24 protein-coding genes are annotated in these 20,561 nt (G+C 60.5%); 15 read left to right on the plus strand and 9 right to left on the minus strand.

Going from position 1 to position 20,561, the window contains the following annotated elements; genetic code table 11:
- Nucleotide 1: 1 nt before the first annotated feature.
- The 3 genes from K0H47_RS17415 to K0H47_RS17425 are packed head-to-tail and all read right to left on the minus strand — an operon-like array spanning nt 2 to nt 3,547.
- Nucleotides 2-979: an ABC transporter permease gene (locus tag K0H47_RS17415; RefSeq protein WP_063031658.1), complete on the minus strand. Its 978-nt coding sequence runs from the start codon at nt 977-979 to the stop codon at nt 2-4.
- Nucleotides 976-2,529, minus strand: coding sequence for a sugar ABC transporter ATP-binding protein (locus K0H47_RS17420; RefSeq protein WP_063031660.1), 1,554 nt, complete (start codon nt 2,527-2,529; stop codon nt 976-978). The genes K0H47_RS17415 and K0H47_RS17420 overlap by 4 nt, the downstream gene beginning before the upstream one ends.
- 58 nt (nt 2,530-2,587) lie before the next feature.
- Nucleotides 2,588-3,547, minus strand: a complete 960-nt coding sequence (locus tag K0H47_RS17425) for a sugar ABC transporter substrate-binding protein (RefSeq protein WP_063031662.1) — start codon at nt 3,545-3,547, stop codon at nt 2,588-2,590.
- Nucleotides 3,548-4,114: 567 nt separating this feature from the next.
- Here K0H47_RS17425 and K0H47_RS17430 point away from each other — a divergent pair.
- The 3 genes from K0H47_RS17430 (at nt 4,115) to K0H47_RS17440 (ending at nt 6,378) form a co-directional block, all read left to right on the plus strand.
- Nucleotides 4,115-5,203 (plus strand): asparaginase, encoded by a 1,089-nt coding sequence (locus K0H47_RS17430; RefSeq protein ID WP_003219965.1) that lies wholly within the window; start codon nt 4,115-4,117, stop codon nt 5,201-5,203.
- 229 nt (nt 5,204-5,432) lie between these two features.
- Nucleotides 5,433-5,684, plus strand: a complete 252-nt coding sequence (locus K0H47_RS17435; protein ID WP_008438695.1) for a DUF1654 domain-containing protein — start codon at nt 5,433-5,435, stop codon at nt 5,682-5,684.
- A 4-nt stretch (nt 5,685-5,688) separates the two neighbouring features.
- Nucleotides 5,689-6,378 carry an endonuclease gene (locus K0H47_RS17440; protein ID WP_063031666.1) on the plus strand — a complete coding sequence of 230 codons (690 nt, stop codon included), beginning with the start codon at nt 5,689-5,691 and terminating at the stop codon, nt 6,376-6,378.
- 43 nt (nt 6,379-6,421) lie between these two features.
- Here K0H47_RS17440 and K0H47_RS17445 read toward each other — a convergent pair whose 3' ends face one another.
- Complete coding sequence (locus tag K0H47_RS17445; RefSeq protein WP_063031668.1) at nt 6,422-6,799, minus strand: hypothetical protein; 378 nt, start codon at nt 6,797-6,799, stop codon at nt 6,422-6,424.
- 263 nt (nt 6,800-7,062) lie between these two features.
- On the opposite strand from K0H47_RS17445, the gene csrA reads away from it, so the two are divergent.
- On the plus strand, nt 7,063-7,257 hold the full coding sequence (gene csrA / locus K0H47_RS17450; RefSeq protein WP_003192511.1) for a carbon storage regulator CsrA: 195 nt from the start codon (nt 7,063-7,065) through the stop codon (nt 7,255-7,257).
- Between the two features lie 120 nt (nt 7,258-7,377).
- Here csrA and K0H47_RS17455 read toward each other — a convergent pair whose 3' ends face one another.
- Nucleotides 7,378-7,836: a DUF2214 family protein gene (locus K0H47_RS17455; RefSeq protein WP_063031670.1), complete on the minus strand. Its 459-nt coding sequence runs from the start codon at nt 7,834-7,836 to the stop codon at nt 7,378-7,380.
- A gap of 169 nt (nt 7,837-8,005) precedes the next feature.
- Between K0H47_RS17455 and K0H47_RS17460 the strand changes: the two genes are divergently transcribed.
- Nucleotides 8,006-8,266: a hypothetical protein gene (locus K0H47_RS17460; RefSeq protein ID WP_063031672.1), complete on the plus strand. Its 261-nt coding sequence runs from the start codon at nt 8,006-8,008 to the stop codon at nt 8,264-8,266.
- Nucleotides 8,267-8,326: 60 nt separating this feature from the next.
- Here the strand turns inward: K0H47_RS17460 and K0H47_RS17465 are convergent, their stop codons facing one another.
- Nucleotides 8,327-9,001, minus strand: a complete 675-nt coding sequence (locus tag K0H47_RS17465; RefSeq protein WP_219273297.1) for an HAD family hydrolase — start codon at nt 8,999-9,001, stop codon at nt 8,327-8,329.
- 243 nt (nt 9,002-9,244) lie between these two features.
- Here K0H47_RS17465 and K0H47_RS17470 point away from each other — a divergent pair, with 243 nt between their 5' ends.
- The 5 genes from K0H47_RS17470 to K0H47_RS17490 all read left to right on the plus strand — a co-directional run bounded on the left by K0H47_RS17470 (nt 9,245) and on the right by K0H47_RS17490 (nt 12,882).
- Nucleotides 9,245-9,457 (plus strand): hypothetical protein, encoded by a 213-nt coding sequence (locus K0H47_RS17470; RefSeq protein ID WP_063031676.1) that lies wholly within the window; start codon nt 9,245-9,247, stop codon nt 9,455-9,457.
- A gap of 162 nt (nt 9,458-9,619) precedes the next feature.
- Nucleotides 9,620-10,390 (plus strand): alpha/beta fold hydrolase, encoded by a 771-nt coding sequence (locus tag K0H47_RS17475; RefSeq protein WP_063031677.1) that lies wholly within the window; start codon nt 9,620-9,622, stop codon nt 10,388-10,390.
- A 111-nt stretch (nt 10,391-10,501) separates the two neighbouring features.
- Nucleotides 10,502-10,750, plus strand: a complete 249-nt coding sequence (locus K0H47_RS17480; protein WP_017478827.1) for a DUF2790 domain-containing protein — start codon at nt 10,502-10,504, stop codon at nt 10,748-10,750.
- 51 nt (nt 10,751-10,801) lie between these two features.
- Entirely contained in the window at nt 10,802-11,473 is a 672-nt protein-coding gene (locus tag K0H47_RS17485) for a heavy metal response regulator transcription factor (RefSeq protein WP_063031680.1), read from the plus strand.
- Entirely contained in the window at nt 11,470-12,882 is a 1,413-nt protein-coding gene (locus K0H47_RS17490) for a heavy metal sensor histidine kinase (RefSeq protein WP_063031682.1), read from the plus strand. Before K0H47_RS17485 ends, K0H47_RS17490 begins: the two co-directional genes overlap by 4 nt.
- On the opposite strand, the gene pcp is transcribed toward K0H47_RS17490, so the two are convergent.
- Genes pcp through K0H47_RS17505 form a run of 3 tightly spaced genes read right to left on the minus strand, consistent with a single transcriptional unit; the run spans nt 12,875 to nt 15,190 of the window.
- The gene (gene pcp / locus K0H47_RS17495; RefSeq protein WP_093199078.1) at nt 12,875-13,522 is read right to left on the minus strand and encodes a pyroglutamyl-peptidase I; all 648 of its coding nucleotides are present in this window, start codon (nt 13,520-13,522) and stop codon (nt 12,875-12,877) included. The genes K0H47_RS17490 and pcp overlap by 8 nt on opposite strands.
- A 7-nt stretch (nt 13,523-13,529) precedes the next feature.
- Nucleotides 13,530-14,480, minus strand: a complete 951-nt coding sequence (locus tag K0H47_RS17500) for a DUF979 domain-containing protein (RefSeq protein WP_063031687.1) — start codon at nt 14,478-14,480, stop codon at nt 13,530-13,532.
- Nucleotides 14,477-15,190: a DUF969 domain-containing protein gene (locus K0H47_RS17505; protein ID WP_063031689.1), complete on the minus strand. Its 714-nt coding sequence runs from the start codon at nt 15,188-15,190 to the stop codon at nt 14,477-14,479. Before K0H47_RS17505 ends, K0H47_RS17500 begins: the two co-directional genes overlap by 4 nt.
- A 332-nt stretch (nt 15,191-15,522) precedes the next feature.
- Between K0H47_RS17505 and K0H47_RS17510 the strand changes: the two genes are divergently transcribed.
- The 5 genes from K0H47_RS17510 to K0H47_RS17530 all read left to right on the plus strand — a co-directional run bounded on the left by K0H47_RS17510 (nt 15,523) and on the right by K0H47_RS17530 (nt 20,523).
- The gene (locus tag K0H47_RS17510) at nt 15,523-16,068 is read left to right on the plus strand and encodes a DUF4410 domain-containing protein (RefSeq protein ID WP_017478821.1); all 546 of its coding nucleotides are present in this window, start codon (nt 15,523-15,525) and stop codon (nt 16,066-16,068) included.
- A 103-nt stretch (nt 16,069-16,171) separates the two neighbouring features.
- Nucleotides 16,172-16,675, plus strand: coding sequence for an SPOR domain-containing protein (locus K0H47_RS17515; RefSeq protein ID WP_063031691.1), 504 nt, complete (start codon nt 16,172-16,174; stop codon nt 16,673-16,675).
- Between the two features lie 177 nt (nt 16,676-16,852).
- Nucleotides 16,853-17,869 (plus strand): iron ABC transporter substrate-binding protein, encoded by a 1,017-nt coding sequence (locus K0H47_RS17520; RefSeq protein WP_219273298.1) that lies wholly within the window; start codon nt 16,853-16,855, stop codon nt 17,867-17,869.
- A gap of 3 nt (nt 17,870-17,872) precedes the next feature.
- Nucleotides 17,873-19,471 carry an iron ABC transporter permease gene (locus K0H47_RS17525; RefSeq protein WP_093210117.1) on the plus strand — a complete coding sequence of 533 codons (1,599 nt, stop codon included), beginning with the start codon at nt 17,873-17,875 and terminating at the stop codon, nt 19,469-19,471.
- Nucleotides 19,468-20,523 carry an ABC transporter ATP-binding protein gene (locus K0H47_RS17530; protein ID WP_093199091.1) on the plus strand — a complete coding sequence of 352 codons (1,056 nt, stop codon included), beginning with the start codon at nt 19,468-19,470 and terminating at the stop codon, nt 20,521-20,523. Before K0H47_RS17525 ends, K0H47_RS17530 begins: the two co-directional genes overlap by 4 nt.
- The last annotated feature ends 38 nt before the right edge of the window (nt 20,524-20,561 follow it).

Genomic DNA, 20,561 nt, shown 5'->3' on the forward strand with positions numbered 1-20,561 from the left:
CTCAGGCTCGCCGACTGGCGCGCTGGCTGCGGTAAGTATCCAGCACCACCGCAATCACGATCACGGCACCGGTGATGATACGTTTGGTCGGTTCGGTGGCGCCAATCTGCGCCAGCCCTGCCGCGAGTACCGAGATGATCAGCACGCCGAAGAAGGTACTGATCACCGAGCCGCGCCCGCCCATCAGGCTGGTACCGCCGATCACCACGGCGGCAATCACTTGCAATTCCAGGCCGGAACCGGCGTTTGGATCCGCAGCTTCCAGGCGCGAAATCTGGAATAGTGCCGCCACGCCGGCCAGCAGGCCCATCAGGCTGAACACCAGGATCTTGTAGGGCTTTGGATTGATACCCGCCAGACGCACGGCCTCTTCGTTGGTGCCGATGCCGATCAGGTAGCGACCGAACACGGTACGCGTCAGCACAAGCTGCGCGGCGATGATCACCAGCAACGCGATGATGAAAGAAGGCGAAATCCCGAAGGCCACCGGGTTCGACAGCCAGGCAAACGAATCACCAATGTATGCGGTGCGCGAGCCGGTCATCTGGTACGCCACGCCGCGGGCCATTTCCAGCACGCCCAGAGACACGATGAACGACGGGATGCGCCACGCCACGGTGATGGAACCGGTGATAGTCCCGGCCAACGCGGCGCAGCCCATGCCCAGTATGGCTGCCGGCAACACGCTCCAGCCCCAGCCGAGAATCGCTACGCTGACGGCCGATGCGGCCAGGGCCAACACAGACCCCACCGACAGGTCGATACCGCCGATGATCAGCACGAAGGTCATGCCCACCGCCAACACCATCAGGTCGGGAATCTGGTTGGCCAGGGTGCTGAAGGTGTCGTACGAGAGGAAGTGGTCACTCAGGAACGAGAACAACGCGATCATCGCCAGCAAAGCACCGGCCAGGCCAAGGTAAGTGCCCAGGCCGTAAAAGTTGCCGCCACGTTTTGCAGGGGAGGAAATGGTTTTCATGGGGTATTCCTAGGCGCTGCGTCATTGAGCAGCGCATCACGTTTCTGATAGCCGGCAAAAGCAGCGGCAAGCAATTCGTCCTGGGTCCAGCTGTCGCGCTCGAAGGTCTCGATCAGGCGCCCGGCGGAAAGCACGCCGATGCGGTCGCAGATCAGCATCAACTCACGCAGGTCGCTGGACACCACCACCAGCGCCTTGCCCTGGCGGGTCAGGTCGCCGAGCAGCGCATAAATATCGAATTTGGCGCCAACGTCGATGCCCCGGGTCGGCTCATCGAACAACATCACTTCGCAGTCGCGCTCCAGCCAGCGGCCAATCACCACCTTCTGCTGGTTACCGCCCGACAGTTCGGACACCAACTGCGCCGGGCTGGAACTGCGGATGCGCATGGCGTCGACCTGGCGCTTGGCCAACGCGGTTTCGTCACGACTATTCACCAAGCCACCGCTGGAGACCTTCGGCATGTTGCCCAAGGCAATATTGGCGCCGATGGATTGCGTCAGCAGCAGGCCTTCGCCTTTACGGTCCTCGGTGATCAGGGCGATGCCATGACCGACCGCGTCGGCAGGCGAACGAATGCTGACGACTTGCGCGGGTGTGCCCAGGGCCACGGTGCCGCTGTCGGCGATATCGGCACCGAAGATCAGGCGCAGCAATTCTGTACGGCCAGCGCCGATCAAGCCGGAGATGCCGTAGATTTCACCGGCACGCACTTCAAAGGACACGTCGCGGACCTTGTCCGAGCGGGTCAGGCCTGTGACCGTCAACAGCGGCGCGCCGATGGTGCGCGGGCCCAGGTCGATTTTCTCGCCCAGTTCGCGGCCCACCATCAGCGTGACCAGTTGCTCACTGTTGTAGTTGGCCATCGGCTCGACACACACCAGCTTGCCGTCACGCAGTACTGCAATGCGCTGGGCGACACGGGCAAGCTCTTCGAGCCGGTGGGAAATATAGATAATCGCCACGCCCCGGGCCTGCAGGCGGGTGATTTGTTCAAACAGCATCTCGACTTCACGGGCGGTCAACATCGCCGTGGGTTCATCGAGGATCAATACGTGGCAATCGCCAATCAGGTTGCGGGCAATTTCGACCATCTGTTGGTGGCCGATGCCGAGGCTGCCGACCAGAGTGTCCGGGTCGATGGCGTCCAGGCCAACTTGCGCCATGGCTTCAATCGCGGCCTTGCGCAGTTGCTTGCGGCTGATCCAGCCACCGTGGCTGGGCAGGTTATCGAGGAACAGGTTTTCGGCGACGGTAAGGGTCGGCAACAGGTTGAGCTCCTGCATGACCATGCGGATGCCCTGCTCTTCAGCCTGGGTCCGGCTGCCCGGCGTGTAGGCCTGGCCATTGAACTGCATCTGGCCGTCGGTCGGCGTGACCAGCCCGCCGATGATTTTCGACAGGGTGCTTTTCCCCGCGCCATTTTCACCGGTAAGCGCCAACACTTCCCCACGGTTGAGCGTCAGGGTGATGTCGGACAGAACCGGTTGGGCATAGGTCTTGCCGATACCGCTGACCGAGAGGACAGCGTTCGGTGCGGAAGATGACATAGGAACGTCTCCAGGCGTCCGCTCGAGTGAGCGGACGCTGTTTGGTGCTGCCGGGGAATTACTTCTTGAGGACGAGCTCGACCGGGGTTTCGATTACGCCATCTTTGGCGTCGACTTTTTCACCCTTGACCAGCTTGAGCGCGTTCTGGATACCGAACACCGCTTGCTGGGCAGCTGCCTGGTCGGCGGTCGCCAATACGCGGCCGTCCTGCAGCATGGGTTTAATGGCTTCGATGTTGTCGTAGCCCACGACCAACACCTTGCCGGCCTTGCCTGCCGCACGTACGGCAGAGACAGCGCCCAGCGCCATGTTGTCGTTACCGGCCAACAATGCCTTGAGGTCCGGGTATTCGCTCAGCATGGCGGATGCGACTTTCTGACCCTGGTCGATTTCCCAGTTACCCGACTGGGTGGAGACGATCTTCATGCCGGCGGCGTCCATCGCATCTTTGTAGCCTGCGGTACGCTGTTGGGCGTTGGTGGTGGTCGGCACACCTTCAATGATGCCGACCTTGTCACCCGCAGCCAACTGCTTGGCCAGATAGTCGCCCACCAGCTTGGACCCTTTGCGGTTGTCCGGGCCTACAAACGGGATATCGAGGTTTTTGCTTTTCAGCACTTGCGGATCAAGGCGGTTGTCGATGTTGACGACCTTGATGCCTGCATCGGAGGCTTTCTTCAGCACAGTGACCAACGCCTTGGAGTCCGCAGGTGCGATCACGATGGCGTTTACTTTGGCGAGGATCATCTGGTTGACGATATCGATCTGGGCACTGGTATCGGTTTCGTTCTTGATCCCGTTGGTGATCATGTCGAAATCGGCGGCGTGTTCTTTCTGGTAAGACTTGGCGCCGTCCTGCATGGTGACGAAGAATTCGTTGGCGAGGGATTTCATGACCAGGCCGACCTTGGGTTTGGCGGCGGTCTCGGCAGCAAATGCAGAGGAAAGAGGCAGGGCAGCGGATGCGGCAGCAAGCACAGCGACAGCAAGAAGACGTCCAGCGAATGGCAGCTTCATGGGTTCACTCCGATCTTATGATTATTGTGAGCAACGCTTGCACCGAAGAACGCTTCGGCAGCCATCCCACCCGGGCGACTGATACGAGCTTTCACGACACGCCAAGAGCAGCCCGTGAAACATCTCGCAAACGTTTGCGTTAGATCAAACTATGAGAAGCTTGTCGGGATTTGTCAACGGGAGAAAACAGCCTTTTGATGAATCCGCTCTACGCCCTGCCCTCGCAGCCATTGGCTGTCCTCCCTAAACATCGATGCCGCTTGATCGTTCTCTGAAGCGACAGGTCGCGATGTGCCTTCTGCGTTTAAAACCAAACTTTTCCGTCATCCTTTTCGGACAACCGAACATTCGCACGCCGTTTTGTTCGGAAAGCCGGACAAAAGACGAAGTCCCTTGCTTAAAAATCAAATAAATATAGATATAAATCAATAGGTTAAATTCTATTACCAAACAAAATACCGCTGGTACAAATCCTGCTCTTACTCAGCACCTCGCGGCGTACAGAACCGCCCGGGTGTTTCTAGATGAACCTGCATCAGCACTCATCAAAAACTAGAGAGAAGAATAATGAAATCTGCGTTGAAAACTTTCGTCCCGGGCGCGTTAGCCCTCCTGCTGTTGTTCCCTGTTGCTGCTCAGGCAAAAGAAGCTGAAACCCAGCAAAAACTGTCCAACGTGGTGATCCTTGCCACCGGCGGCACCATCGCCGGCGCTGGCGCCAGCGCAGCCAATAGCGCGACCTACCAGGCCGCCAAAGTCGGCATCGAACAACTGATCGCCGGTGTTCCTGAGCTTAGTCAGATCGCCAATGTACGCGGCGAGCAAGTGTTGCAAATTGCCTCCGAAAGCATCACCAACGAAAACCTACTGCAACTGGGTCGCCGCGTCGCCGAGCTGGCCGACAGCAAGGACGTCGACGGCATCGTGATCACCCACGGTACCGACACCCTGGAAGAGACTGCCTACTTCCTCAACCTGGTGGAAAAAACCGACAAGCCAATCGTCGTGGTCGGCTCGATGCGCCCAGGCACCGCCATGTCGGCTGACGGCATGCTCAACCTGTACAACGCCGTTGCCGTCGCCGGCAGCAAAGACGCCCGCGGCAAAGGCGTGCTGGTCACCATGAACGACGAGATCCAGTCGGGTCGCGACGTCAGCAAAATGATCAACATCAAGACTGAAGCGTTCAAGAGCCCATGGGGCCCGCTGGGCATGGTGGTGGAAGGCAAGTCCTACTGGTTCCGCCTGCCAGCCAAACGCCACACCATGAACTCGGAATTCGACATCAAGACCATCAAAAGTCTGCCGGACGTCGAAATCGCCTACTCCTATGGCAACGTAAGCGACACCGCCTACAAGGCCCTGGCCCAGGCCGGCGCAAAAGCCATCATCCACGCCGGTACCGGCAATGGCTCAGTATCGTCCAAGGTGGTGCCAGCCCTGCAGGAACTACGCAAGCAAGGCGTGCAGATCATTCGTTCTTCCCACGTGAATGCCGGCGGTTTCGTTCTGCGTAACGCCGAACAGCCTGACGACAAATACGACTGGGTAGTTGCCCATGATCTGAACCCGCAGAAAGCCCGCATCCTGGCCATGGTCGCCCTGACCAAGACCCAGGACAGCAAGGAACTGCAACGGATGTTCTGGGAATATTGATCGCTCCCAGGCCCGGCCGGTAACGGTTGGGCCATCCCGCTCGTGGCGCACCGCGAGCGGGTCCAAATTCCCCCGCTTTACCCCCCGCGCAATAAACCGTTGAGAACCAAAGCCCTCCTACACCAAATCGGCAAAACCACTGTCAGAAGAACTTCTTGGATTTTAAGCAGTTGCGAAATTGCCCACAGTTAAATACTGTATGCACGTACAGCCTAATAAGGAATACTCCGTGGCAAAGCCCTCTTCCGCAGCACCCGCAGCGCCTGACGCCTACCAACGCCTGGCCGTTCGCGTGCAAAAAATCATCAATTCCACCAACGCTCAAAAGAACAAGGCGGCGCTGATTTTCCGTTTACCCGAGGAACCGGAAGACGAATGGGCACGACTACTGGAGGAAATCGCAGAAAACGACAACGTCACCCTCGCTTATCGCGATGACGGTGGCGTGCAGATTTTCTGGGTTGTGCCGAAGGAAGATTGAGTCAATGAGTGCCCGTTTTATCAGTCTGTTGTTTGTGTTTTTTGCTGTCACCGCTCACGCCCAAGCGCCCAAGACGTTCAGCGAAGCCAAGAAAATCGCCTGGAAGCTGTATGAACCGCAATCCACGGAATTTTATTGCGGCTGCAAATACAACGGTAACCGGGTGGACCTGAAAGCCTGCGGCTATGTCCCGCGCAAGAACGCCAACCGGGCAGCACGCATTGAATGGGAACACATTGTTCCGGCCTGGCAGATCGGCCATCAGCGCCAGTGCTGGCAGGATGGCGGGCGCAAGAACTGCACCCGCAAGGATGCGGTGTACAAGCGCGCTGAGGCCGACCTGCACAACTTGGTGCCGAGTATCGGCGAGGTCAATGGCGACCGGAACAATTTCAGTTTTGGCTGGCTGCCGGTACAAAGCGGGCAATATGGATCGTGCCTGACCCAGGTGGATTTCAAGGCCAAGAAGGTTATGCCCCGCCCGTCCATTCGCGGGATGATCGCCCGTACGTACTTCTATATGAGCAAGCAGTATGGCCTGCGCCTGTCGAAGCAGGACCGCCAACTCTACGAAGCCTGGAACAAGACCTACCCGGTACAACCCTGGGAACGCCAGCGCAATCAAACCGTGGCGTGCGTGATGGGGCGCGGCAATGAATTTGTCGGCCCGGTGAACTTGAAAGCCTGCGGTTGAATGTAAAAAGCGGGAGCGCCATGGACTCCCGCTTGCCGATCCTTTACTGCGCAACCTTGTGTTCGATGACCTCGGACACGGTGTCATTTTTCTTCGCAGTGGCGAGTTTCTCGGTCAACTGCACCTGCTTGGCCTCGGCCTCGGCCTTGGTGCTGAACGGGCCCAGCAGCACCTGATCCTTACCGTCTTCCTTCGTCAGATAGAAACTGAAACCGTGTTCCAGCAACCAGGCGGTCAGGTCAGTTATCGCTTGCAGCTTGTGATCCGGTGGCCCCACCCATACATCCCACTCTTGAGCGGCGATCGCACCGGCCGCTGGTTGGGCCTGGGCGGGCGCCTCGGCAACGGCGGGCCTGGACTTGGGGGCATCGACACTTTTACCTTCACCGCAACCGGCCAATGCCAACACCGCAATTGCCATCGCTACTTTACGCACTACCCTGCTCCTTAGAGGATCAAAGAGGCGACTTTATCATTCACTGTCTATTCTGGCCGTCATAAACGTTGGCTTAAACAATGCGAATCATGTATCGCAGACCTGTATGATGGCGGCATGGGAATTAATGCCGCCTCTATGCGTCCTAAAAGAGGCAGCCACAGGGAAGCGCTTCGCAGTAAGCTACACACATCCGACATCTGCCCTGTCTGAAACATGTGTCCTTCAAAGCAATCAAGGAGAAGTCCATGCTGATACTCACCCGCAAAGTCGGTGAAAGCATAAACATCGGTGATGACATTACTATCACCATCCTGGGCGTTAGCGGCCAGCAAGTAAGAATCGGCATCAATGCTCCAAAGGACGTTGCCGTGCATCGCGAGGAGATCTACCAACGTATCCAGGCGGGCCTGACGGCTCCGGATAAAAACCAGACACCTTGAAGCGCCTCCAGTAGCCAGCCCTTTCGTTCACTGTAACGGCTGGCGAAAACCTCCTTTAGCCTGCTCGCGGCTTCCCGTGGCCAGCGCGCCCTATTCCCTCATTCAAGCGCCAGCCCACTGTTACCCCAGGCCTACGCCACGTGCCATTCCCGTCGCTGCAATCATCATCAGCACCACCAGCAACGCCTGCAGGTGGCTGATGCGCGCAAAAAGACCTGCCTGGTGCAAATCGAGATGCGCGCCGCGAGCCAAAGCGATGCGCCATTTGATAAAGCGGATCATCGGCGCGAGCTCCAGTAACAAAATTAATACCAGCAGCGTCATCTTCACGTGAAACAACGGCTGGTGCAGGTAATAATCACTGCCTTTTTCATAGCCGCCAAACGCCCGCAGGCCACCGGTTATCAATAAAATCAGGGCGCTGACGCCCCAGATGTTGTCCGTGATCAATACGCGACGCACGGTGGATGGTTCACTCTCTACCAGGCTGCGCAAAGCCTTGCCTCGGGCCAGCACGGCCGACAACGCCATGGCAAATGCCAGTAAATGGACGGCTGCAAGAAACCACTGAACGAACATAAGGCGTACTCCCTTTGCATGACGGAAGGCAGGAACCCTTCACAGTAATAGCCGCTGGGTGCCCTTTACGCATGAAACAGCTTGTATACAAATGGAACTTGTTGAGTTTTCCAGAGCCGAATCTCGTGACAAATCTTTTACAGTCTGCAGCGCGCCAAGGAGCACGTTGATGAGGCGTCCTGATAAACAGCCTTCTTTATCCAAGTCCTGGACGATCGCCGGGCTGATCGCCGTGGTCTTTTTCGGACTGGAGTATGCCGTGCGGTACGAAATGGAGGGCATCTCCGATAATGCCTACTCCTGGTTGGACCTGACGCTGTTCCTGGGCGCGTACTTGTTTGTCTTCTGCCTCCAGCCCCTCCAGGCTGCCATTCATCGAAAATTGTGTCGACGAGCCCCTCACAGTGATCGCCGGAAAGCCTCGTCCTGACCGTCTGTGGAACCGTCCGTTTATGAAGAAGGCCGATCCGGTTAACCGGATCGGCCTTTTTTACGTCAGGCGCTGCAGGTGCAACAGCCCGGCTTCGTCCCGCAAAACCTGTAAATGCTCGTACCCGGCAATCGAGGGGTGTTCCGTGACCATATGCGTATGGTGCGTCGAGGTCACCACCATCACGTCGGCCCCCGCCGCCTCTGCGGCACGAATCCCGACGCTGGCATCTTCAAACACCAGGCAGTCCTGCACCGGCACTCCCAACCGTTGGGCACCGAGCACATAACAGGCCGGATCCGGCTTGCCGCTGGCGACATCCTCCGCAGTGACCAACACCGCCGGTGGGTTGATCCCGGCCGCCTGCATACGGCGCAGAGCCAATGCCTTGGGTGCGGACGTGACCAGCGCCCATTGATCCCCGGGCAGCGCGTTGAGAAATTCCACCGCGCCGGCAATCGCCACCACCCCTTCTACATCCTCGAGTTCAGCCTCGGTAATCCACTGCGCCTCCGCCTGCGCGTCAACCCCGGGCAATGCCTGACGGGTGATGGTATCGATAGCCCGGGCGCCATGAATGGTCTTCAGAAAGGCCGCGACATCCAGCCCGTGGCGTTCAGCCCAGGTCGCCCATACCCGTTCGGCGGCGGCAATGGAGTTCAGGAGCGTGCCATCCATATCGAACAGGAAGGCGCGGTAACGGTTGGCGAATACAGCTGAATCGCGGGTGGACACTGCTCGGTTTCCTCATGTTTTCGTCGCCCGGTCTTGGGTACTGACGAACCACTTGCCCGATGCAATCTACGGATCGCCCCAAACGCTGTAAACCTTCCCGTGGTTTGTATCGGACTGTATGGGAACCCTGTCTGGATACGCGAACCCGCATTTCGCCACGCCCGGGCACACATGGCGGATACACCCCGGGGATTAACTACGACCACCAGCCAATCCGGCTGGCTCACTCGTAGGAGCCTCATCATGTTCAATCTCTTGAAAGCATCGTCCCTGGTATTCGGCCTGGCTGTCGTCGCGGGCCTTGGGCTGTCATCCATGGCGTCGGCCAACACCCACGCCGCCGCGGTCAAAGACCAGCCGTCCCATCTGCTCGCCGAGGGCGGCGCCGACCGCCTGCACGAACGCGGCCTGGCGGAAGGTGGCGCTGAACGCCTGCAGGCAGCCCGTACTGTCTGAAGGGTCACCGTCCAACAAGGGCAGCTTCCAGGCTGCCCATTGCATTACAAACTTGTCATCAAGCTGTCAGTGTTGCCAGCACCCTCACTTCATACAGTGAAGTCGTCAGTCACCCACAGCGGGTGACCCAACTTCCCACTGATAAAGAAGCGAGCCCGCCCGATGAAACCTGTAAGCAAACTCTGCCTGATCGCTGCCAGCCTGTTGATGCTGGGTGCCGGCGCCGCCGTGGCCGGCCCGATTGCACCGGTGAAAGCCAATAACGTAGTGCTGGTACACGGCTCCTGGGCTGACGGTTCCAGCTGGTCCGAAGTGATCACTCGCCTACAGGCCGCCGGCTTGCACGTAACCGCGGTGCAAAACCCGCTGACCTCGGTGGCGGATGACGTTGCCGCCACCAATCGCGTACTCGATCAACAGGACGGCCCTACCGTGCTGGTCGGCCATTCATACGCTGGCACCGTGGTCAGCGACGCCGGGGTCAACCCCAAGGTCAGCTCTCTGGTGTACGTCGCCGCCCGCGCTCCGGACGCCAACGAAGACTTCGTCGCCCTGTCCGCCAAGTACCCGAGCACACCCGTACGTGCCGGTGTGGTGGAGCACGACGGCTACCTGACCCTGAACCAGGACGCCTTCCTCAAGTACTTCGCCGCCGACGTGCCCCGCGCCAAGGCCATGGAGTTGTACGCCGTACAACAACCGATCGCCAAGACCCTGTTCAGCGGCCGCACCGTCAACGCCGCCTGGCACACCAAACCGTCCTGGTATGCGGTGTCCAGCAACGACCAGACCATCAATCCGGACCTGGAACGCTTTCTCGCCAAGCGCATGAACGCCACCACCATCGAAGTGCCGTCGAGCCACTTGTCGCTGGTTTCCCACGCCAAGGAAATCACCGACCTGATCCTCGAAGCCTCCGGCCGCCAGCCCTGATCCCTTCATTACGATCTTGTCATCATCCTGTTGGTTGGCTGTTTGTGTCGCCTGGTTACTGTGAACTCACTGCCGGATACCGGCAGCCAACCCTTAAAGAGAGATACCGCCATGAAACTGTTTATCCTCGGCTTTGCTGCCCTCCTCGCCACCGGCTCGGCGTTTGCCGATACCACCCCGGTCATCCATGACACGCCCGGCTTCTTCATGCACATGGACGTGGCCAAAGTGCTGTCGAGCACCGACACCTACGGCCAGTGCGGCATTGTCCCCGCCCGCCTCGACTACCTCGACAGCCAGGGCCGCGAACACGTGCTGGACTATCAAGTACAGGGCATCGGCTGCCCCAATGACAATTGATCGGGCTACACTTGCGCCACGAAACACCGGCACATCACCAGGGCAACTCCCATGAATATCCTCGTAGTCGAAGACGAGCCCAAGGCGGGCAACTACCTGCTTAACGGCCTGCAGGAACTGGGTTACTCCGTGAGCCTCGCCCGCGACGGTGTGGACGGTTTGCACCAGGCCCTGGAAACCCCGTTCGACGTGATCGTGCTGGACGTGATGATGCCGAAGATGGACGGCTGGGAAGTGCTGCGTCGCCTGCGCAAGGAAGCCGACACACCGGTGCTGTTCCTCACCGCCCGGGACGACATTGCCGACCGCATCAAGGGCCTGGAACTGGGCGCCGACGATTACCTGATCAAGCCGTTTTCCTTCGCCGAACTGGTGGCGCGCCTGCGCACCCTGACCCGGCGCGGGCCAAGCCGTGAAGAAGAACAACTGCAGATCGCCGACCTGCAGATCGACGTGCTCAAGCGCCGCGTCACCCGCGGCGGTGTGCGCATCACCCTGACCAACAAGGAGTTCGCCTTGTTGCACTTGTTCGCCACCCACCAGGACCAGGTACTGTCGCGTTCGCTGATCGCCTCGCGGGTGTGGGACATGAATTTCGACAGCGACACCAATGTGGTCGACGTGGCCGTGCGCCGCCTGCGCCTGAAAATCGACGACCCGTTCCAGCTCAAGCTGATCCACAGCGTGCGCGGCATCGGCTACCGCTTCGATACGCAGCCATGAGCAAGCCTCGGCATTATTCCCTGACACTGCGCCTGGCGCTGATCTTTGCCTTACTGGCGTTCGCCCTGCTGGCGACCCTCGGCGTGGCGCTGTACCGCGACCTTGAGCGCGAGCTGGTCCACCGGGACGATGCCGCGCTGATTTACCGCGTCGACCAACTGCGCAACCTGCTGAACGACAGCAACACCCTGGACCTGATCAAGACCAAGCCAGAGCTGTTCCAGAACATGCTCGGCAACCGCGAGTCGGTGCTGAGCATCGCCGCACCGGGGCAGAAGCCGTTGCTGGAGGTGAACCCCGGCAACATCGACATGCCCACCGTCAAACCGGTACCCAGGGACCACACCCTGGAGTTCGCCGACGTGCAGCACTTGCCCGGGGTGAATGGCGTGCCCTTCTCCACCCTGGCCGCCACCATTGATTCGGGCGACCTGGGCAGCCTGCAAGTCACCACCGGGCGCTTGATGACCGAGCGCACCGCCGTGCTCGCCAGCTACCGGCTGAGTGTCTATATCCTCGCCAGCATCGCCGCGTTGGTACTGGCGGTGGTCGGTTACCTGATGGTGCATCGTGGCTTGCTGCCGTTGCGGCGCCTGGCGGTGCATGCCCAAGGCATCGGCGTCGGCAACCTCGCCGCGCGCCTCGACAGCCAGGGCGCACCGAAAGAACTGCTGCCGATGATTGACTCGTTCAACACCATGCTCGAACGCCTGGCCAAGGGTTTTGTGCAACTGGGGCAGGTCTCCACCGACATGGCCCACGAACTGCGCACGCCCATCAACAATTTGCTGGGGGAAACCCAGGTGGCGTTGCAGCAACACCGCAGCGTCGAGGCCTACCAGCAACTGCTGGCCTCCAACGTCGAAGAGCTTGAACGCCTGGCGCGCATGCTCGACAACATGCTGTTCCTGGCCCGTACCGACCCCGCCAGCGCCCTGCGCCAACGCCAGGAACTGGATGCGGCCGATGAAGTGGAACGCATGGCCGACTACTTCGAAGGCCTGGCGGGCGATGTCGACATCCGCATCCTTGCCCAGGGCGAAGGCGTGATCTGGGCCGAACCGATGCTGTTGCGCCGCGCCCTGGCCAACCTGTGCGCCAACGCCATCAAATATGGTGCGCCGAGTTCCGAGCTGTTGATTCAGGCCACGCCCGGCGCCGAGGGCATCAGCCTGACGGTGACTAACCACGGGGCAACCATCCCGGCGGAGCACTTGCCGAGGTTGTTCGAGCGGTTTTATCGGGTGGATGAATCCCGGGAACGCTCGGCGCACTCCAATGGGCTGGGGCTGTCCATCGTCGCGACCATCATGCAGTTGCACAACGGGCGCTACAGCGTCAGCAGCGAGGACGGTGTGACGTGCTTCGCGTTGTTTTTCCCGGGACGCGAAGCCGAAAACCTCAGCTGACTTGCCCACCCGCTTCAGTGATATCCACCGGGGTATTCCAGGCCGTCAGCAGCGCAATCCGCAACCCTTCAACCTGCATCGGCAATGCCATCGAGGGCGGCTCGGGTACGCGGCCCGCCACCTGTTCGGGCAGCCACGGCACATGGATGAAACCGCTACGTACCCCTGATCCGGCGAGTGCGTGCTGCAAGAGGTAGAACACCTGATTGCACACGAAAGTGCCGGCGGTTTGCGACACGCTGGCCCCAATGCAGGCCTCGCGCACGGCCCTCACCATGGCCTTGCTCGGCAAGGTACCGAAGTAGGCCGCAGGGCCGCCGGGCACCACTTCCGTGTCGACAGGCTGCTGACCCAGGTTGTCCGGAATACGCGCGTCGTTGAGGTTGATCGCGACCCGCTCGATGGAAATATCACTGCGCCCGGGGCCCAGCCCGACCGCAATGACCATCTGCGGGCGATGCTCGGCCAACAGCTGAGCCAGGCGCTCGCCCGCCGTGGCAAAGGCGCAGGGTAACTGCCGCGCGACAATCCGCACATCAGCGCCCAACTGCACACCCTCCAACAGGCGTACCGCCTCCCAGGACGGGTTGATAAGGTCTTGGTCAAACGGTTCGAAACCCGTCAGCAATACAGTGCGCATTTCAGCCTCACATCAGCAGGTAGAGCAGGACAATATTGACCACCAGCATCATCAACGCGGTCGGCATCTGCGCCTTGATCACCGCGTTTTTATCCGGCAGCTCCAGCAACGCCGCCGGGACAATATTGAAGTTGGCCGCCATGGGTGTCATCAACGTACCGCAGTAACCGGAGAACATGCCAATGGCGGCCATCACTGCCGGGTTACCGCCGTAGATGCCCACCAGCACCGGTACACCCACGCCGCCGGTCATCACCGGGAAGGCGGCAAAGCCATTGCCCATGATCACGGTAAACAGCGCCATGCCCAACACATACACCATCACCGCTACCAGCTTGTAATCCAGGTTGATGTAGGTGGTGGTGATGTGCGCCACGGCCGTGCCCACCCCCGCTTCGTTGAACAACAGCCCTAGCATCGCCAGCATCTGCGGCAGCACCATCGCCCAGCCCAGTGCTTCGGTCAGGCGCCGGGATTCGCGAAGGGCTTGCACCGGGGTGTCCCGCGTCAGCCAGCAGGCCAGCGCCAGTGCAATCAGGCAGCCGATGCCCAGGGAAACAAAGGTGGTGTTCTTCGGGTCCAGCAACGGTACGCCGCCGATTTCGGTGTGCTTGAGCAGCACCGAGCCAATCACCGTGGTCAACGGAATGGCCAAGGCCGGGATAAACAGTTTATGCCCCAGGCGACCAGCGCTGGCCCGTGCGGCCTTGTCATGCAACTGGGCATGCGCGCCGCGGCCTACGCCGCCCAGGCCCGCAATGAGCGCCATCACCACCACGCCCACGCCGACCACTACCGAGGGCAGACGCTCCCCCACCAGGAACGGAATGGCAAACAGCAGCCAGAACAACGAACTCGACCAGCGCTTGGGGTGGGTGCGATCCATCAGGATCATCCCTGAGGTGATCACCAGCAGAATGCCAGCCAGCCAATACAGGTATTCAATGGAAATGATCATTGCACCGCCTCCGACTGCTTGGCCGGTGACAGCTCTCGGGTCAGCATTCGGTCAAAGCGATGCAAGCGGATGGCATGAATGATGAAGGCGCAGATCGCCGTCGGAATGCCCCAGACCGCGATGTGCAGAGGCTCGACATCAATCCCCGAACCCAGCAGGAAGGTGTGCATCAGCGCAATCGCACCAAAGGCGACGAAGATATCCTCGCCAAAGAACAGCCCCACGTTGTCGGTCGCGGCACACATGGCCAGGACCTTGTGGCGAAGCTTGTCGGGGAGTTTGCCATAGCGTTTTTCCGCCGCGCCTTCCGCCATCGGCGCCAGCAACGGGCGCACCATCTGCGGGTGCCCGCCCAGGCTCGTCAGGCCCATGGCCGCTGTGGATTCACGCACAAACAGATAGATGATCAGCAAGCGCCCGACCGTGGCCCGCTCAAAGCGCGCGATCCAGTTTTGCGCATGCAGGCGCAAGCCATGGCGCTCCAGCAAGCCGATGACGGCCAGGGGCAACAACAGGATCAATTGCAAGGCGCGGGTCTGGAGGAAGCCGTCGCCCATGGTGGCGAGGATCTTTTCCAGCGGGAAGTGGGCGGCAAACCCGGTGGCAATCGCTGCCGCCGTGACGACCAGCAGCGGATTGAAGCGCAACACAAAGCCGACCACGATGACGAGTACGCCAATCAGCGGCCATAGGTTCACAACAGTTTGCATGGTGGTGAGGTCCTTAAGTGCGCGCTGCGGCGCCAGTAAAGCAGGTAGTGAACAAAGGGTTCACTGCAAGAAAACGGCGTGCAGCCCGGCTCGATTTTTTATTGTTGACCTGGAAGGTCGAGCGTCAGTGGCGGCATCTTTGCTGCTTGGGGAGGGAGGTGTCCAACAAGAAAAATTGTTGCTGCAATCCAATAAAGTTTGTGGGTGTTTGAAGTGTTAGAGGGCATTTGGCAGTCATCGCTTGCCAGACGCCGGGAGGTTCAAGCATCGTAGCCGCCCCATCCGATGCGGTGGCCTCCCCCTTTCTCAATTGTTGTGGATACGGAAATTCAATGAAAACCTCCAAGGCGCTTTACGCCCTGTCGTTCGCTGTTGCCCTCTCGATGCTGGGTGGCTGTGCAGCCAAGGTAAAAAGCGGTGGTGCAGACACCCTGGCCATCCCGGAATCGGCTAAACAAAACCTGGTCGTGAGCTTCAAGGGCAACACCACTGTCGAGCAAAACCAGGACTGGCCACTGCTCAAGCAACAATGGGGCGCGGCCCTGCAAACCGAGGCGCAACAAGCCGGTTATAGCCTCAAGGAAACACCCACCATCAACACCGGCAGTGCCGACGGGGTGGGCATCACCATTAACGTCAGCAAGTTTCGTTACCTGACGGCCGGCAGCCGCTACGCTGCTGGGGCATTGGTGGGTAATGCCTGGGTGTTCTCGAAAGCTGACTTTTCCGACTTGAAATCCGGTGCACCGCTGGGCGCACGCACTTATGAAACAGAGTCATCAGCCTGGGAAGGCGTGGCGTCGGCCATGACCCAGAAGCAGGTCCAGGCGATTGCCAAGCAGGTGATTGCGGACATCAAGAACGCCAAGGCGCAGTAAGCACCTGGCGGCATCCCTGTTGTTTGCGCTGCCGATGGCGACGCGGGGCTGAACAGGCTCAACGTCGCCATCACTCCCGCTAAATCAAGACAAGGACGTGCACATGAGCATCTACCTTTCCCTTTGGCTGGCAGTCACCGCCGTGACCGCCTACCTCGCCAGCGAGCGCGGCAGATCAGGGCCAAGATGGTTTGCGATAGGGCTGTTCGTGCCCTTGATCCCCCTGATCGTCCTCCTGCTGATGCCACGCGTTCCCAAGACCGGTGTGGACGCCCTGGTACACGAAGACCTGCGCCCCTGCCCTGCCTGTTCCAGCCCGATCAAAGCCGCCGCCGCGCACTGCAAGCACTGTGGCGCCGAGGTAGAGCCCATCCCCCTGAAATATCGCAGCGGCTGGGTCGTGCGTCTTTCCGCCGATACCGACACAGCGTTTGGCGAGCTGGTTGCGCAGTTGCAGGCGCTCGATGTACCCACCGTGCTCGATGAGGCACCTCACGCCTTTGTCGGCCCGTTTGAGGAGAAGGCCCAGGCGCAGAATGTGCTTCGGTACTTGAAGTCCGATCATGGCCTGGACGGCCTGGTGACCTGGCGGTCTGTAGCGAGATAACGCTCTGCCATGATGCAGACCCGCTTCGCGAGTTCTTATCACGAGGATTAACGATTTATTTGACGTTTTTTTCTCATTCCCCGCTCTACATTCGCCGCGCCAAAACATGCAAATGATTCCTATTGCCCGGGAATTAATTGCATCGCCCAACGATAAGAGCCCAGGAGTTCGCCCGGCATGATTACCCGCATCCCTTCCTTTCTGAAAAAGGCCCTGTTGGCCACTGCATTGGTCAGCGCCGGACATGTCTATGCGGCGAGCGACTCGGTGGGCATCGTGGTCTACAACGCCCAACACGAAAGCCTCACCAAGGCTTGGGTTGAAGGCTTCACCCAGGAAACAGGCATTCCGGTGACCGTGCGCAATGGCGACGACACCGAGATGGGCAACCAGATCGTCCAGGAAGGCAGCGCTTCGCCGGCAGACGTATTCCTCACTGAAAACTCCCCGGCCATGGTGCTGGTGGATAACGCAGGGCTGTTCGCGCCCGTGGCACCGGGCACGCTGGAACAGGTCGGCGCCGCTTATCGCCCGGCCCAAGGCAAGTGGCTGGGGATCGCCGCACGCTCCACGGTATTTGTCTACAACCCGAACACCTTGAAAGAAGCTGACCTGCCAAAGTCCTTGCTCGATCTCGCCGCGCCAAGCTGGAAAGGCCGCTGGGCCGCCTCCCCGGCCGGTGCCGACTTCCAGGCTATCGTCGCCGCCGTGCTGGTGCTCAAAGGCGAAGCCGCCACCCTCGACTGGCTGAAGGCGATGAAAGCCAACGCCACCATCTATCGCGGCAACAGCGCAGTGCTTAAAGCCGTCAACGCCCGCCAGGTCGACAGCGGCGTGATCTATCACTACTACAGCTTCGTCGATCAGGCCAAGACCGGCGAAAACAGCAAGAACACCGCGCTGCACTATTTCAAGCACCAGGACCCGGGTGCCTTCGTCAGCATCTCCGGTGGCGGCGTGCTGGCCTCCAGCAAACACCCGGAACAAGCGCAGGCGTTCCTGAAATGGATCACCGGCAAAGACGGCCAGGCGATTCTCGAGAGCGGTAACTCGTTCGAATACGCCGTGGGCCAGGGTGCCCAGTCGAACCCGAAACTGGTGCCACTGGCGCAACTCGATGCACCGAAAGTCGACGCGTCCAAACTCGACAGCAAAAAAGCCGTCGAACTCATGACCCAGGCCGGACTGCTCTGATTGCTGCCTGAATCCCTGCCGCCGGGTATCGCGCACGCGCTGCCCGCCCATTCTGCCCGACGCTCCCGTGGCCTGTTCAAAGGCCGCGGCGGCGCGTGGGTGACCGGTTTATCCGTATGGGTCTCACTGCTGGCACTGTTGCCGATAGCCTTTGTGATCGGCGTGTCCTGGCAGATTGGCTGGGCGCAGATCGCTGCCTTGGTGTTACGACCGCGAGTGGGCGAATTGCTGGTCAATACCGTGTTGCTGGTACTGATCACCCTGCCCCTGTGCGTGGTGCTGGGCGTCGCGCTGGCCTGGCTCACGGAGCGCAGCAACCTGCCCGGGCGTCGCGCCTGGTCGCTACTGGCCGTCGCGCCGCTCGCGGTACCGGCGTTTGTTCACAGCTACGCCTGGGTCAGCCTGGTGCCATCGATTCACGGCCTGCCGGCGGGCGTGCTGGTGTCGGTGATTGCCTATTTCCCGTTTCTCTACTTGCCAGTGGCGGCGACACTGCGCCGGCTCGACCCTGCCATTGAGGACGTGGCCGAATCCCTCGGGCTAAAACCCTGGGCGGTGTTTTTCCGGGTGGTGCTGCCACAATTGCGCCTGGCGATCTGCGGTGGCGCGCTGCTGGTGGGCCTGCACTTGCTGGCCGAATACGGGCTGTACGCGATGATCCGCTTTGACACCTTCACCACGGCGATCTTCGATCAGTTCAAGTCCACCTTCAATGGCCCGGCGGCCAACATGCTCGCGGCGGTACTCGCGCTGTGTTGCCTGGCGATGCTCACCGCCGAATCCGCAGCAAGGGGCAATGCCCGTTACGCCCGTGTCGGCTCGGGCAGCGCACGGGAACAGCGAATCGTACGCTTGAAGGCGGGCACCACCGCCCTCGCCCTGGGCCTGCAAACCGTGACCTGCCTGCTGGCCCTCGGCGTGCCGCTGATCACCCTGGGCAAATGGTTGATTGCCGGTGGCCGCGAGGTCTGGCAGTTGGGGGAATTGCTGCCGGCGCTGGAGCAAACCCTGCTGCTGGGCATCGCCGGTGCGGTGCTGACGACCTGCGCAGCGGTGCCGATTGCATGGCTGTCGATTCGTGCACCAGGCCGCTTGCAGCGGGTGCTGGAAAGCTGCAACTACATCACCAGCTCGCTGCCCGGTATCGTCGTGGCGCTGGCCCTGGTGACGGTGACTATCCACTTCGCCCGGCCGATTTACCAAACCACGATCACTGTGCTGCTGGCCTATATGCTGATGTTCCTGCCACGGGCGCTGGTGAGCTTGCGCGCCGGTATCGCCCAGGCACCGGTAGAGCTGGAAAACATGGCCCGCAGCCTCGGCCGTTCTCCTGGCCGCGCCCTATGGCTGATCACCTTGCGCCTGGCCGCACCGGGTGCCGCCGCCGGGGCCGCGCTGGTGTTCCTGGCAATCACCAACGAGCTGACCGCTACCCTGTTGCTCGCCCCCAACGGTACCCGCACCCTGGCCACCGGTTTCTGGGCCATGACCAGTGAAATCGACTACGCAGCCGCAGCCCCGTATGCGCTGCTGATGATCCTGCTGTCGCTGCCGCTGACCGGTCTTCTTTATCACCAATCCAAACGCACGGCTGGCCGATGAACGCTCTCGAACTCACCGCGATCTGCAAATCCTTCGGCACCCAACGCGCCCTGGAAAACATCAACCTGTCAGTGCCCACCGGCAGCCGGACGGTTATCGTCGGGCCTTCCGGTTCAGGCAAAACCACCTTGCTGCGGATGATTGCCGGCTTCGAATTTCCCGATTCCGGCAGCCTCACCCTCAATGGCCAGGTACTGGTGGATGAGCAGCATGAAGTCCCGGCCCATCAACGCCTGATCGGGTACGTGCCGCAAGATGGCGCGTTGTTCCCGCACATGACGGTGGCCGACAACATAGGCTTCGGCCTCAAAGCCAAGGGCGATGTGCGGCAACAGCGAATTGCCGAACTGATGGACAGCGTGGCGCTTGACGCCAGCATGGCCAAGCGTTGGCCCCATGAGCTTTCTGGCGGCCAACAACAGCGTGTGGCGCTGGCCAGGGCCCTGGCACAACAGCCACGGCTGATGCTCCTGGATGAACCCTTTTCCGCCCTGGATACCGGCTTGCGCGCGGCGATGCGCAAAATGGTCGCCAGGCTCCTGGAAGACGCGGGTGTGACCACCATTCTGGTGACCCACGACCAGAGCGAAGCCCTGTCGTTCGCCGATCAGTTGGCGGTGATGCGTCAGGGTTGCCTGGTGCAATCCGGCAATCCGATGGACCTGTATCAGTTTCCCAGGGACGAACAGACCGCCCTGTTTCTCGGCGATGCCGTACTGATGCCCGCCCGCATCGAAGGTGGCTGGGCCCATTGCGACCTGGGCCGCATCGCGGTCAACAGCCTGGGTAACCACGGGCTGGCACAGATCATGTTGCGCCCCGAGCAACTGCACATCAGCCTGGGCGAGCCAGCGACTGAAGGCTGTCAGGGCGTGGTGACCGAGCGTGATTTTGGCGGCAACACCTGCACCCTGACCGTGGCGCTGCAATCGGGCACAGGTCGATCCTTGCTGGTGCGCAGTTCCGGGCTGCAGGCACCGCCGACCGGCAGTGTCGTGCACCTCACAACCGTAGGCCGGGCACACGTACTGACGGACCTCAGTCCCAGCTAAGTGTCGTGCCGTACCTTCTCCCCTGCGCCACTTGCCGC

This window comes from Pseudomonas sp. Xaverov 83 (assembly GCF_019352905.1).
In the GTDB taxonomy this organism is placed as follows: domain Bacteria; phylum Pseudomonadota; class Gammaproteobacteria; order Pseudomonadales; family Pseudomonadaceae; genus Aquipseudomonas; species Aquipseudomonas yamanorum.